Raw genomic sequence first — 13,385 nt, forward strand, 5'->3', positions numbered from 1 at the left:
ATTTTAATAAATAGTTACTTTTAGATAGTTTTTTATTTTTTTAAGATAATTAAAAAGTGATTTTTAATTGAGGTAGAAATTTTCTTAATTAGAATAAGATTTAAAACAACTGATTTACTAAACAATATTGTACTAATTGTATTGTGGAATCAAAATTTAATTTTCCTAAAATATTTTTTCGATGCACGTTTACGGTATGTGTACTAATAAAAATTTTTTCAGCAATTTCTGCACTTGTTTTATTTAAAGTCAATAATCGAACTACATCTTTTTCTCTATTTGTTAATGAAACAGATAATAATTTTTGAGTTTTGTTTGATTATAAATCCAAGATAATTATTGACATAGCTCATATGCTTTTTCTATTTGAGGATAATACTTAAAAAGTATTTTAGCTCTTTTTTGTTAATTCTCAGTCCAATGACTACTAGATTTATATAATAAATATCTACTTCTAGCTAACAACTGTTTTTAAGTATCTCCATTAGCCAGTAGTTCGTAGTTCTGGTGTGTATTTTTAAGAGTTATTTATAGTGTTTACAATATCGTCGTTTTCTTTACTTTTCCAACGCTTTTGTAAATTTCTTGGATTTACCACCAAAAAAGTTTGCTACAACACTTGTGTTTGTACTGTAATTAAATATTGATTTGTTTAAAAAAAGCAGCAAATTCACTAGTCATTCAAGTTCATTTTGCTACTAATTGCCAATTCCTAGTAAAATTTTTTTTTGGAATTTTCTTTAAGCCAACGTCTGCTTACAATATGCAGAAAATAGTTTTTGCTTAGAATAGGAAAATTTTGAACAGTTACTTTAGGGAAAAAACCTTTAGAACTTAGTTTTAATCTTTTAAATTCTTATGTAATCGTGTTTAATTCTATAAAATAGAAATGCAATTCACTTTTTTTAACTGCATGTTTAGTGAGTTTAAAATAGTCTATAAGTATTTCTGGTAATAGTAAATTTAGCAAGTTCAATTGATGCGTCTAAAATAGAAGTAATTTAAAAGTTAAAGTTCTTATTTTTTATTTTACTCCACAACTTTTTGTCTTGAGCCGTTTTGTTGATAATTCATTTAGAAATAATTTTTTCATTTTCATCTAAAGCTAAAAAAAGTATGCCTATATAAGAATTTTTATCAGCATATTAATTACTTTCAATTACAGAGAAATTACTTACTAATTCATCTGTTTTCATGAAATAAAATTACTAAGTAGTTATAATTTTGCTTAAATATTCTTCTGTTATAGGCTTATTTTCAATGTCTATAACGTCTTGAAATAATTTTATTTTAGTTTTTTCCTTTTCATTTAAAGAAATTGTAAGCATAACAATTAATTTTTCTCCTTTTTGTTCTTTTGATAAATTTTTATATACTTCTAAAAATTCTATGCCATTCATTTTTGGCATGTTTAAGTCTAGAAATATTATATCTGGGCGAGGATAACTATCATTTGCTTTGTATTTACCTTTATTTGATAGATAATTTAAGGCATCTATACCATCGGTACAATAATCTACTTCATTAGAAGTGTCTAAATTATTAATAATAATGTTATGATAAAAATTAGTAGCATAATTATCATCAATAAGAAGTATTTTATTTCTTTTCGGCATAATAAAAATATAAAAAAACACCTTATTATTAAAAAGTGTCTTAAATAATAGTTTAATTTTATTAAGCTGGGGAGTAATTATTTAAATTTAAATCAAAAAAATATTAATTAATTCAAAATTAATTAATATTTTGTGATAATTTTAACACAATAAGCATTAATTATAACACAGAATACTTGTTGAAAGTATTTTATTATTTATGTTAATGTTTTTGATTATTTTCTTATATTGCAGTACACTTAATTGTAAAAATAATTACAAACTTTTAACTTCGGGGGAGGTTACGTTTGTTTTAATTTATTTTACAATAATAGAATTATCTTGGGGAAATTCTAAACAGTGTGATTTAAAAACATCTATATTTATAGGTGTTTTTTTTAGCTATAATTTATAGTTCTTTTAAAAAAGAGCTTTGTATTATGCATATACAAATGTCTTAAATATTTGAGATATTAGTTAACACTAAAAAATCTAAATAGAACACTAATTACTTATTTTAATAAAATTTGATCTTTTTTTGCTGAATTCTTAATTAATTAGATATTTTAATTTGTCAAAAGCTTTTTTCATTTCATTAAAAGATTCAATATTTATTGTATTGTCATTTTTAACTCCATTTATATAATTTTGAAGTTGTTCTATTTTCAGTTTTAAATCTTGATCAATTAAATGATTATTTTTTAAGCTTTCTATTTTTTTAAAATGTGGAAGTAATTTTTCATGAAGAGAATTCATGTTATTTTTAAGTATGTAACCAGAAGCACCAGATAGTATAGAGTTTGCCGCTAATTCTTCGTCTTTTATAGCACCTGTAACAAAAACTAAAGGAATATAAAAAGATAAATTAGTATTCATATATTCTAATACGTCACTACCAGAATAACCTTTTAATCTATAATCACATAAAATAATATCTGGTTTAAAGTTTTTTAAAGTAGTTATAAAATCATTATATAAATCTATACATTTTATTTGAGGAGATGTTACAATTTTTTTTATTTGACGTTCAATTAACACCGCATCTGCAGCATTATCTTCTATTAATAAAATTTTAATTGTACTTTTAATCATTTAACAGATATTTTTGTAAATTTATAAAAAAAAATATCAATTAGAATAATTTATTAATGATAAGCAATCAATCTTTAAAAAAAATGAAAGGAGATAGGTTATAATTAGTTATGAAAAACTATCTATGGAAAAGAAAGAACTTTTAAAAGAAAATAAAATTCTTAAAGCTAAATTAGCTTTTATAGAAGAAAAATTAAGAAATATTGAAAATGAAAATGAGAAGCAAATTGATATAAAAAATGCTGAGTTTGATGATTTTGTTTACATAATTTCTCATGATTTAAATGAACCAATTAGAACAATTAATAGTTTTGTTGAAATAATTAAAGAAGAATATCATGATTCTAATGATAAAAAATTAGGTACTTATTTTTATTTTATTGAAGATGCTATAAAAAGGTTAAATACTAAAATGAAAAGTTTGTTAGATTTTTCTAGATTAGGAAAAAATCAAACATTAGAATTAACTGATATAAATGAAACTATAGATTCTATAAAAATAGAATTGTCTGATTTAATTAAAAAAAATAATGCCAGTATTGTTTATTCAGATTTACCAATAGTTAACTGTTATTCATCGGAAATTAAACAAGTTTTATTAAATTTAATTTTAAATAGTATAAAATTTAAGCAACCCAAAAATTCTTTATTAATTGAAATTAGTTGTATTAGTAAACCTTCTTTTTGGGAGTTTTGTGTAAAAGATAATGGTATAGGTATTAATGATAATGAACATTTTGAAATTTTTCAAATGTTTAATAAGTTAGATATAACTAATTCAGAAAAAAGTAATGGAACTGGTTTAGCTTTTTGTAAAAAAATAATAGAAATACATAAAGGTACTATTTGGGTAAAATCTACACTAGATTTAGGTGTTGAATTTCATTTTACTATTAGTAAATAGGTCGTTTTTATAAAATTATTAATGATTTTGTCTATATTGATTAGGTGTTAATCCTGTTTTAGCTTTAAATAATCTACTAAAATAGTGTGGGTAATTAAAACCAAGATCAAAAGCTAATTTGCTTATTGTAATATTATCATTTAAAAGTAAGGTTTTTGCTTTGTCTATAATATAAGAGTTAATAAAATCTTTGGCGTTTTTACCTGTTTCTTTCTTTAAAACATCGCCTAAATAGTTAGGAGTTATACCTATTATTTCTGCAATATTTTCTACAGTTGGTATGCCTTGTTTTATAAAAAGGCCAGAATCATAATTATCTTTTAAAATACTAGAAACTTGAGTTACTATATTGTTTGTATGTATAGATTTTGTTTTGTATTGTCTTTCGTAAAATCTGGCACAAAAATTTAATAATAAATCTAAAGTAGAAACAACAACAGGTTTGCTATAATTATCGGTAGAACCTGCAATCTCATTTTTTATAAGTTCAATACAATTAGTAATAATTAATTTTTCAGTATCTGATAAAAGTAAAGCTTTATCAATATCGTAAGTAAAAAATTTATAGTTTTCTATTTTTTTATCCAAAGAAGTATTTCTAACTAAATCTGGATGAAAAAATAAAATCCAACCTTGATTATTATTTAGATTTGTTGTTTTTGATAGTGTTAATGTTTGATTTGGTGCAGAAAATATTATTTCTCCCTTATCAAAATTATAATTTTTTCTTCCAAAATGTGCTTCACAATTTTGATCTTTTAAACTGATTGAATAAAAGTTAAGAATAAATTTTTCTCCTAATCTATTTTTAAATGCATGCAAATCATTTTCACTTATAATGCTTAATAAAGGGTGTATTGGTTTCTTAAAACCAAATAGATTATGTAAGTTTTTAATTGAATTTATTATATGTGTTTTATTGCTCATTAAAAATTAGAGATTCTTATTTTTTATTATAAAATGGTTGTCTGTTTTTTTATTTTTAGAACAAATTTCTCACCTACTACAATAATAATTAATTTTGAAGTAAAATACTATAAATTTGTTTAAATATCTTATTAAAGATATTTTTTAAAAGTTGTTAACTTTATAAATATCAGTAAAATATTAACTTATAATTAACTTAATTGTTGTATTTTATCAAATACTCATTTCTAATTAGTAAAAGAAGCTAAATAGTTAAACGTTATTAGTATAAGAACTTTATTTAATTTATAAAAATTGATTTTTTTATCCAATTAAATCTTATTGAATTTTTTATATATTTACAATTAAGATTTAATAATTATTTACGTTACTTTTTTTTAAAAAATAATTTAAACTTTTAAAAAGGATTAAATAATTTATAGATCTTAATAATTTTAATGAATAATATTAAAATCTTCTATTTTAAAATAGCTAATGATTTAATTAATTAGATAATAATAAGTTGTTTAAAGCTATAACTTACTGTAAAAACTAACTTCTTAATAATTGTACATGAAAAAAGAAAAAAAAGAATTATCAGCACCAAATAAAACAAAAAAAAACTTAGATACTGTAGTAAATAAAGAAATGTTTGTTGTTGGTATTGGTGCTTCTGCCGGAGGTTTAGATGCTTTGCAAGAATTTTTTGAACACATTCCGGTAAATACCGGAATGTCTTTTTGCGTTGTTCAACATTTATCACCAAACTTTAAAAGCTTAATGAACGAATTGTTAAGTAAATATTCTAGAATGACAATTTCTACAGTAGAAGATGGTGAAAAAATAAAACCAAATCATATTTATTTAAATCCAAATAATGCAAGTTTAAAAGTAGAAAATAATTCATTTAAATATGTTCCAAAAGAGTCTAGAACAGCTTTAAATTTACCAATAGATATGTTTTTTCATTCATTGGCTAAAGAATATCAAGATAAAGCAATAGGAGTTATTTTATCAGGAACTGGTACAGATGGTTCTAGAGGAATTAGAACATTAAAAGAAGTTGGTGGTACAATTATGGTGCAAAGTCCTTTATCTGCTCAATTTGATGGAATGCCAAATACCGCAATTTCTACAGGTTTAGCAGAATATATTGGTACACCTTCAGAATTGGCTGTAGAATTAACAAAGTTTCCTAACAAACCCTCTTTTATACGCGAAGTAGATGGTGGTTCTGTAACAGAAGTAGAAACTATATTTAATGATATACTAGATTTACTTTTTAAATTTTCTGGACAAAGATTTAAAGATTACAAAAACAACACTTTAGTAAGACGTTTAGAAAAAAGAATGGGAATTTTAAATTTTTCTAAAATTTCTGAATATTATAGTTTTCTACAAAAAGATGATAAAGAAAAGCAATTATTAATTAATGATTTTTTTATAGGTGTAACAAGTTTTTTTAGAGATAAAGAAGCTTTTAACCTAATTAAAACAGAAATTATTCCTAAAATTTTTAAAAATAAAGAGCCTCATGAAACAATACGAGTATGGTCTGCAGCTTGTTCTACAGGAGAAGAAGCATACTCATTAGCCATTTTAATGGACGAATATATAACAAAAAATAAATTACAAAATGATTATAAAATATTTGCTACAGATGCAGATATGCGTGCAATAGAAATAGCAAGTATTGGTGAGTTTATTTTAAATTCTGCAAATGATATACCTTCAAATTATATTGAAAAATATTTTTTTAGAAATGGAGATAATTATTTAATTAATAAAAAAATTAGAGAAAAAATTGTGTTTTCTAAACATAATTTAATTGCAGATCCGCCTTTTATTAAAATGGATTTAATTTCTTGTAGAAACTTGCTTATTTATTTTTCTACTAAAGCACAACAAAAAAGTTTACAACATTTTAAATTTTCTTTAAATTTAGACGGTTACTTATTTCTTGGTAGTAGCGAAACTCTTGGAGAAATTCAAACAGATTTTGCTACAATAAGTGCAAAATATAAAGTTTATAATATTGTAAATAAATCTAGAACAATTACCGATTTTACTTTTGATAATAACATGAGAAAAATAGAATCTAAAAGATCTAGGCTTCATATATCATCTTTAGTTAGTTCTAAAAGGGTAGAAGATAATGAAAATTTTTATAACCAACATTTAGTTAATGTTTTTTCTCCAAAATGTATTTTTATTGATAAAGATTATAATATTTTATATGTTAAAGGAGATCTAAAAGAAATATTACATATTTCACAAGGTGTAGCTCAACTTAATTTAATGAAAATGTTAGATGATAAATTGGCTGCAATGGTTAGAAACGGAGTAAGAAGAATTAATGAAGAAAACAAAAAAGTAATGTTTTCTGATATTAAAAATTTATTAGATGATAAAACCAAAGCATTAAATCTAGTTTTTTCTAAAGTTGAAACAACAAATAATTCAGAAATTTATTTAATAGTTTTAAATGAAGCAGAAAATGTAGAAAACTTTACAAATGATGCAGTAAAATATAATCAATTTGAATTAGATGAATTTTCTAAACAAAGAATTGAAGATTTAGAATATGAGCTAAAAACTAAAAATGCAGAGTTACAATTTATTGTAGAAGAATTAGAAACTAGTAATGAAGAGTTACAAGCCTCAAATGAAGAATTAATGGCAAGTAATGAAGAACTGCAAGGCACAAATGAAGAATTACAATCTGTAAATGAAGAGTTATATACTGTAAATACAGAATTACAATTTAAAAATAAAGAACTTACAATTGCAAGTGATGATATAAATAACTTGTTAAAAAGCACAGAAATTGGAACACTATTTTTAGATGATAAACTTAAAATTAGAAAAATAACGCCACATATTAAAAAACATTTTGCTTTAGAAAGTTCAGATATAGGACGATATATTGGCAGTTTTAAACATATACTACCAACTTATGATGAACAAAATTTTATTGAAGAATTAAAAAATGCTATTAAAAATAATAAAAAAACAGAAGCAAAAGTTAAAGATATTGAAGGTAATACATATTTAAAAAGTATAATTCCTTATATAAATTCTAATAATAAAGTAGACGGTGTAGTTATTAATTATGTAGATATTACTAATTTAACAAAAGCAGAAGACGAATTACTACAAATAAGTAACGATTATAAAAATTTATCATCAGAATTAGAGCTAATAATTAATAATATACCTGCTTTAGTTTTTTATAAAGATGATAAAAATAATTACGTTAGAGTAAACAATGCATTATCAGAAATACATGATAGTACAAGTAAAGATTTAGTTGGTAAAAATCTATCAGACTTATTACCAGCAGAAGAAGCTATAGAGTATTGGGAAGAAGATTTAGAAATCATTAAAAGTGGAAAATCTAAATTTAACATATTTCAATCAATAATAAATAATAATAAAAAACAATATCTATCAACCAATAAAATTCTAATAAAAAATAATAATAAAAACTTTATTTTAGGTGTTTCATCAGATATAACTTTGTTAAGAAAAAATCAAGACGAACTTTTATTAACCTTAGAAAAATTAAAAATATCTAATAATGAATTATCTCAGTTTGCATATGTAGCTTCACATGATTTGCAAGAACCTTTAAATACAATTATAGGTTTTATATCATTACTTCATAAAGAATTTAACGAAGCAGAAAATAAAAAAGCTAGTCAATACATTAACATTGCGCTAGAAGCTACAGAAAGGATGAAGTCTTTAATTAAAGGTGTTTTAGAATATTCTAGAATAGGTAAAGATAAAGTTGTTTCAAAAATTGATACAAGAGATATTATACAAGAAGTTTTAATAGATTTAGATAATTTAATAAAAGAAAAAAAAGCAGTTATAAATATTGGAAGCTTACCAAAACAAATTAAGGGCTATAAAACAGAAATTAGAATATTACTTCAAAACTTAATCTCTAATGGATTAAAATTTGTAGAAGAAGGCAAAGCGCCAAATATTAATATTACAGGAGAAGAAACTAAAGATTCTTATAATTTTTCAATAAAAGATTCTGGTATAGGAATTGAAGAAAAACATACAATAGAAATTTTTGAAATTTTTAAAAGATTACACTCAAATAAAGATTATAATGGAACAGGAATTGGTTTAGCACATTGTAAAAAAATTATTGAGATTCATAATGGAACTATAAACGTAATTTCTACCCCAAATTTAGGAAGTAGTTTTAATTTTTCAATTTCTAAAAAATTAGATTAATGCATAAACTAAAAACAATTTTATTAGTTGATGATGATGATGCAACAAACTATTTACATGAAATTCATTTAAATAATTTAAATGTTGCAGGTAATATTCTAAAAGTACATAATGGTAAACAAGCTTTAGATTTACTTTTTTCAGGAAAACTATTAATTCCAGATTTAATTATATTAGATATTAATATGCCAATTATAAATGGATGGGTTTTTCTTGAAGAATACTCAAAATTAAGAGATTCAGAAACAAGTAAAATAATTATGGTAACTGCTTCTATCAATCCTTTAGATGAAACAAAAGGAAAAACACATCCTTATGTTTTAGACTTTATAGGCAAACCTTTAAATGAAAATAAGTTTATTAAAATTTTAAATTTAATGAAAAACTAAAAATTTAATAAACTACTATTTTTCAATAAAATATGTAATAATCCTTTATTTTATTGGGTTTCTAGCATTTTTTGAGCAAAAATATTTACACTTTTATTTTAGCTGTTGTTTAGTGATAGAGTAAGATAGCCTCTTTTTTAATAAGAAAAAGATTTAAAATAATTGATTTACTAAACAATATTGTACTAATTGTATGGTAGAATCAAAATTTAATTTTCCTAAAATATTTTTTCGATGTACGTTTACGGTATGTGTACTAATAAAAAGTTTTTTAGCAATTTCTGCACTTGTTTTATTTAAAGCCAATAAACGAACTACATCTTTTTCTCTATTTGTTAATGAAACAGATAATAATTTCTGAGAATAGTTTTTATAAAAAAGGGTTTCATATTCATTTTTGTCATTCAATTTTTTAACGGTTGCAATTATTGGTCGTTGTTCTCCACCGCCAACAATACATAAATGGGCAACTCCAATTATTGGTTTGCCAGAATCATCGAAAAATACAGGTGTAAGATGTTCAAAAGTATTTAAATATTCTCCGTTTTTATTTTTGATTCTAAAGTTCCAAGAATAACAAAGTTTTGGTCTATCTTTTTTTGAAATTTCTGTCATTGTAAAAAGCATTAAATCTTCTAAAACACGCATCCAAATTGGTAAATCATCTGGATGAAAATGAGAAAACCAATACGTAGCGCCAAGTTTAGCCATTTTTTTTCTATCTAAACCAAGTGTGTATTCAAAATTTTTACTAACAAAAGGATACATTTTCGTACTTGTATTTGTTACGATAAAAAAAGATTGCATTCTAGGTAAATAGGCATCTAGTTCTTTTAACTTTTGCACATGAGTTTCCACTACGGTTCCACAATATTCTTTATGAGTGTCAAATATTTCGGTAAAAAGATCTAGATTATTTTTTTTCATTTAAAGGATATAAAAAACTAAAATAGAGTTTAAATTAATACTAGCAAAGCATTTAAGTTGATATAACTTGAAGAATAATTTTAAGTATTGTATTACAATTAGTTATTTTTAGATGTGCTGATTATTTTATATGAAAGTAACTAAAAACCCAAGCAATTATGCTTGGGTTTTTTATATAAAATATAGTTATTTGTAATTATTCTGGTTTATAAACTTCGAGTTCAATTTCTATCATAAATGCTGGTAAAGCTAATTCTTTAACTCCAAACCAAGAACCTGTTGGAAATTGTTTTTTGTACATAATAATTGCTTTTTATAAGATATAATTTTTTTAGTGCCTACTTTTTCGGTTTTTAGCAATCCCGTTTTTAAACTTAATGTATTTTAAAAATATAAATATACAAAGTTTTTAAAAACAAAAAACTATATTACTTATTGATATTCAGTGAGTTTGGTTGATGCTATGAAGAATTAAACGAATTCTTCAATAGTTTCTATGATAATAGCACAGCCTTTTGCCAATTCTTCATCAGAAATTGTTAAAGGAGGAGTTATTCTCATAGCTTTTCCTTCAAATAAAAGAAAGAATAAAATTAAACCTTTGTCTAAACATTTTAAGATGATTTTTGAAGCTAATTCAGCAGAATCTACCATTGCAGCTAACATTAATCCTTTTCCTCTAATTTCTTTTATTGCTGGATGTTGTAAGTGTTTTCTGATGATTTTTTCTTTTCGTAAACTTTCTGAAACTAAGTTTTTTTCTAGAATTTCTTTTACTGTTGCATTTGCAGCAGCAGCAATTACAGGGTGACCAGCAAAAGTAGAAATATGTCCTAATTTAGGATTATCCTGCAATAAACTCATATGTTCATAAGAAGCAATAAAAGTACCAATTGGCATTCCGCCACCTAAACCTTTTCCAGTAATGATAATATCTGGAGTAACATTATAATTTTCAAACCCCCAAAATGTACCAGTTCTTCCAATTCCAGTTTGAATTTCATCTAAAATTAATAAAGCACCAACTTCTATACAACGTTGTTTTACTTTTGTTAAATAACCATTTTTTGGTTCTATAAAACCTGCACCTCCTTGAATAGTTTCTAAAATTACAGCCGCAGTTTTGTGAGTTATTTTTGCAATATCAATTTCATTATTAAATTCAATAAATTTGATTCCCGGAACTAAAGGTCTAAAAGCTGAGTTTTGTTTTTCAACTCCAGAAACACTCATAGATCCTTGTGTATTTCCATGATAAGAGTTTTTTGCAGCAATAATTTCTGATCTATTTGTAACTCTTTTTGCTAATTTTAAAGCGCCTTCTGTAGCTTCTGTTCCTGAGTTTGTAATATATACTGATGATAAATTTTCTGGTAATGTTGATGCTAAAACCTTGCATAAATCTACTTGTGGTTGCTGAATAAATTCACCATAAACCATAACATGTGTATAGGTATCAACTTGATTTTTAATAGCTTCAGAAACTTTTGGATGATTATGACCTAAACTATTTGCAGAAACTCCGGCAACGAAATCTAAATATTTTTTTCCATGAATATCATAAATATAACTCCCTTTTGCATGAGAAATTTCAATAGCAAGTGGATAAGGAGAAGTTTGTGCTTGATATTTAAAAAAATCTGATTTCATGTTATTGCTTTTTAATAGAAGACCGTAAATTTTTTCCTTTTTTAAGTTTTTCTTTTAGAAAAGTTCTTTCATCAAGAATTGCTTTCGATTTTTTTAAGCTTTCTTTTTTAATAGGAGCTTTCTTTTCATCAGAATCAATAATAAAAATATCTTCCATTTTCTTGGGTTGCTCACTTTCTCGCCAAATAAAATCTTTTAGTTTTTTTACGTCTTCTGGCAACATTGATGGCGGATAGGTTTTGCCTTCCGTAGCTTTTAAGTATTTTATAGACGCTACAATTCCGTCTTCAAAAGTAAACTCAATATTGCTAGAAATTTCTTTTGTAATTGTTTCAATAATATCTGTTTCTTCATTTCTGTTATAATAAACAGATTCGGCGTTTCCTTTTACTAACAGAGTTTTCAACTTGTTTTCTTCAAATTTACCAAACATATTTCTACCTTTAATCTGATTAAAATCGTCTACAGATAAAGAATCTTTAGAAATTATAAAAGAATTATTAAATACTTTTAAAGAGTCTAGTTTTTCTGTATCTACATTAGATTTTAGATAAATAGTATCTCCAGTAATTTGATTTTTATCAGACCAAATAACTGGATTTCTATACATTTTAGTAAGTCCAGTTTCTTGATTTGTATGAATAGAATCGCACTTACCTTGTAAATCTGATTTAAATATTTTTACATTATGATACGTTCTAATAATACGTTTTTCTGGTTTACCTGTAACCAACAAAGTATCTCCATGAATAAACATAGAATCTTTTTCTATAATAGAAATTGCAACTGCTTTTTTAATGATAAAGAGAGAATCTTTTTGCTCAAAAATTTCTGCATAATTACCTTTTGTAATAAAATTTTGAACTGTATCAATTACTTTAATGTTTTTGGTTGCAGAAGCAAAACCTTTTCTTTTATCATAATACAAACTATCTCCTTCTACAGTTCTTTCTTTTAGGTATAATTTTGCGTTTTTTACAAAGTGAGAAATATCTGTTTTTGTATCATAAAATCCTTTTTCGCTATAAATTTTATTCTGATTTTTGGTATTTGTTATAGTTGATGGTCCCCATAAATATGTATAACCACTTTCTGTATAATAATCTAAATGATCTGATTCTAAAAAGTGCTCAGGATTTTCAATGGTAACCCTTGTTGTTGCAATAAATTTTTTGTTTTCTAAATAGTAATTTCCTCTTTTACTTTTTAATGTATTTGTAGTATCTTTTATAGTTGCAAAACTTTGGTAATACAGTTTCTGATTTATTCTGTCAAAGTGAAGAGTATCAGTAGTTAAAGTCATTGTTGGGTCTTTTAAAACTACATTTCCCCAAGAAAGTGCTTGTTTAGAATTTGCATCATAATCTGCATAATCGCTAGTTTGTGTAATTGTATCTCCTTGTTTTATAAAAACGTTTCCAATTGCTTTAAAAAAGTTTTCTTTTTTATAATACAATGCTTTTTGGCAAGTTAAATCGATGCCTTCATGGTTCATTTTTACATTACCAATAAGGATACTTGCTCCTGGAAATTTTTCTTCGTCAGCTTCTTGAATTTCTGCTTTATAAACAATTTTTCTTTTCTCTTGAGAATAAGAAATTGAAGTAATAATTAATAGTAGTAAGAAAAAGAATCTTTTCAAGATATTAGTTTTTCCGCAAAAATAAT

9 protein-coding genes and 3 pseudogenes are annotated in these 13,385 nt (G+C 24.1%); 4 read left to right on the forward strand and 8 right to left on the reverse strand.

What is annotated here, in order from left to right:
- Nucleotides 1-100: 100 nt before the first annotated feature.
- From BLT70_RS17565 to BLT70_RS06490, 3 genes and pseudogenes are all read right to left on the reverse strand, one after another.
- Nucleotides 101-277, reverse strand: a pseudogene (locus BLT70_RS17565) (response regulator transcription factor); the annotation flags it as partial.
- Between the two features lie 931 nt (nt 278-1,208).
- Nucleotides 1,209-1,616: a response regulator gene (locus BLT70_RS06485; protein ID WP_091892778.1), complete on the reverse strand. Its 408-nt coding sequence runs from the start codon at nt 1,614-1,616 to the stop codon at nt 1,209-1,211.
- Between the two features lie 528 nt (nt 1,617-2,144).
- Nucleotides 2,145-2,687 carry a response regulator gene (locus BLT70_RS06490; RefSeq protein ID WP_091892780.1) on the reverse strand — a complete coding sequence of 181 codons (543 nt, stop codon included), beginning with the start codon at nt 2,685-2,687 and terminating at the stop codon, nt 2,145-2,147.
- A 124-nt stretch (nt 2,688-2,811) separates the two neighbouring features.
- Here BLT70_RS06490 and BLT70_RS06495 point away from each other — a divergent pair, with 124 nt between their 5' ends.
- Nucleotides 2,812-3,591, forward strand: coding sequence for an ATP-binding protein (locus BLT70_RS06495; RefSeq protein ID WP_091892782.1), 780 nt, complete (start codon nt 2,812-2,814; stop codon nt 3,589-3,591).
- A gap of 18 nt (nt 3,592-3,609) precedes the next feature.
- Here the strand turns inward: BLT70_RS06495 and BLT70_RS06500 are convergent, their stop codons facing one another.
- Nucleotides 3,610-4,518 (reverse strand): AraC family transcriptional regulator, encoded by a 909-nt coding sequence (locus tag BLT70_RS06500; protein WP_091892784.1) that lies wholly within the window; start codon nt 4,516-4,518, stop codon nt 3,610-3,612.
- A 627-nt stretch (nt 4,519-5,145) separates the two neighbouring features.
- Here BLT70_RS06500 and BLT70_RS17570 point away from each other — a divergent pair.
- Nucleotides 5,146-6,507: pseudogene (locus tag BLT70_RS17570) on the forward strand (chemotaxis protein CheB); the annotation flags it as partial.
- Between the two features lie 212 nt (nt 6,508-6,719).
- On the opposite strand, the gene BLT70_RS17575 reads toward BLT70_RS17570, so the two are convergent.
- Nucleotides 6,720-6,767, reverse strand: coding sequence for a hypothetical protein (locus tag BLT70_RS17575; protein ID WP_368086351.1), 48 nt, complete (start codon nt 6,765-6,767; stop codon nt 6,720-6,722).
- A gap of 541 nt (nt 6,768-7,308) precedes the next feature.
- Between BLT70_RS17575 and BLT70_RS17580 the strand changes: the two are divergent.
- Together BLT70_RS17580 and BLT70_RS06510 are read left to right on the forward strand one after the other, a co-directional pair.
- Nucleotides 7,309-8,751, forward strand: a pseudogene (locus BLT70_RS17580) (PAS domain-containing protein); the annotation flags it as partial.
- Nucleotides 8,751-9,140: a response regulator gene (locus BLT70_RS06510; protein ID WP_091892788.1), complete on the forward strand. Its 390-nt coding sequence runs from the start codon at nt 8,751-8,753 to the stop codon at nt 9,138-9,140. The pseudogene BLT70_RS17580 and the gene BLT70_RS06510, both read left to right, overlap by 1 nt.
- Before the next feature lie 153 nt (nt 9,141-9,293).
- Here BLT70_RS06510 and BLT70_RS06515 read toward each other — a convergent pair whose 3' ends face one another.
- The 3 genes from BLT70_RS06515 to BLT70_RS06530 all read right to left on the reverse strand — a co-directional run bounded on the left by BLT70_RS06515 (nt 9,294) and on the right by BLT70_RS06530 (nt 13,359).
- Nucleotides 9,294-10,067, reverse strand: coding sequence for a LuxR C-terminal-related transcriptional regulator (locus BLT70_RS06515; protein WP_091892790.1), 774 nt, complete (start codon nt 10,065-10,067; stop codon nt 9,294-9,296).
- Nucleotides 10,068-10,538: 471 nt separating this feature from the next.
- Complete coding sequence (locus BLT70_RS06525) at nt 10,539-11,717, reverse strand: aspartate aminotransferase family protein (protein ID WP_091892792.1); 1,179 nt, start codon at nt 11,715-11,717, stop codon at nt 10,539-10,541.
- A gap of 1 nt (nt 11,718) precedes the next feature.
- A complete protein-coding gene (locus tag BLT70_RS06530) occupies nt 11,719-13,359 on the reverse strand; it encodes an OstA-like protein (protein WP_157691843.1) in 1,641 nt (546 codons plus the stop codon).
- Nucleotides 13,360-13,385 lie beyond the last annotated feature (26 nt).

It is taken from the genome of Polaribacter sp. KT25b (assembly GCF_900105145.1).
Taxonomy (GTDB): Bacteria; Bacteroidota; Bacteroidia; order Flavobacteriales; family Flavobacteriaceae; genus Polaribacter.

Coding starts and splice junctions, on each gene's coding strand:
- BLT70_RS06495 (WP_091892782.1), top strand. CDS start 2,812: ATGGAAAAGAAAGAACTTTTAAAAGAAAATAAAATTCTTAAAGCTAAA.
- BLT70_RS06525 (WP_091892792.1), bottom strand. CDS start 11,717: ATGAAATCAGATTTTTTTAAATATCAAGCACAAACTTCTCCTTATCCA.
- BLT70_RS06485 (WP_091892778.1), bottom strand. CDS start 1,616: ATGCCGAAAAGAAATAAAATACTTCTTATTGATGATAATTATGCTACT.
- BLT70_RS06500 (WP_091892784.1), bottom strand. CDS start 4,518: ATGAGCAATAAAACACATATAATAAATTCAATTAAAAACTTACATAAT.
- BLT70_RS06510 (WP_091892788.1), top strand. CDS start 8,751: ATGCATAAACTAAAAACAATTTTATTAGTTGATGATGATGATGCAACA.
- BLT70_RS06490 (WP_091892780.1), bottom strand. CDS start 2,687: ATGATTAAAAGTACAATTAAAATTTTATTAATAGAAGATAATGCTGCA.
- BLT70_RS06515 (WP_091892790.1), bottom strand. CDS start 10,067: ATGAAAAAAAATAATCTAGATCTTTTTACCGAAATATTTGACACTCAT.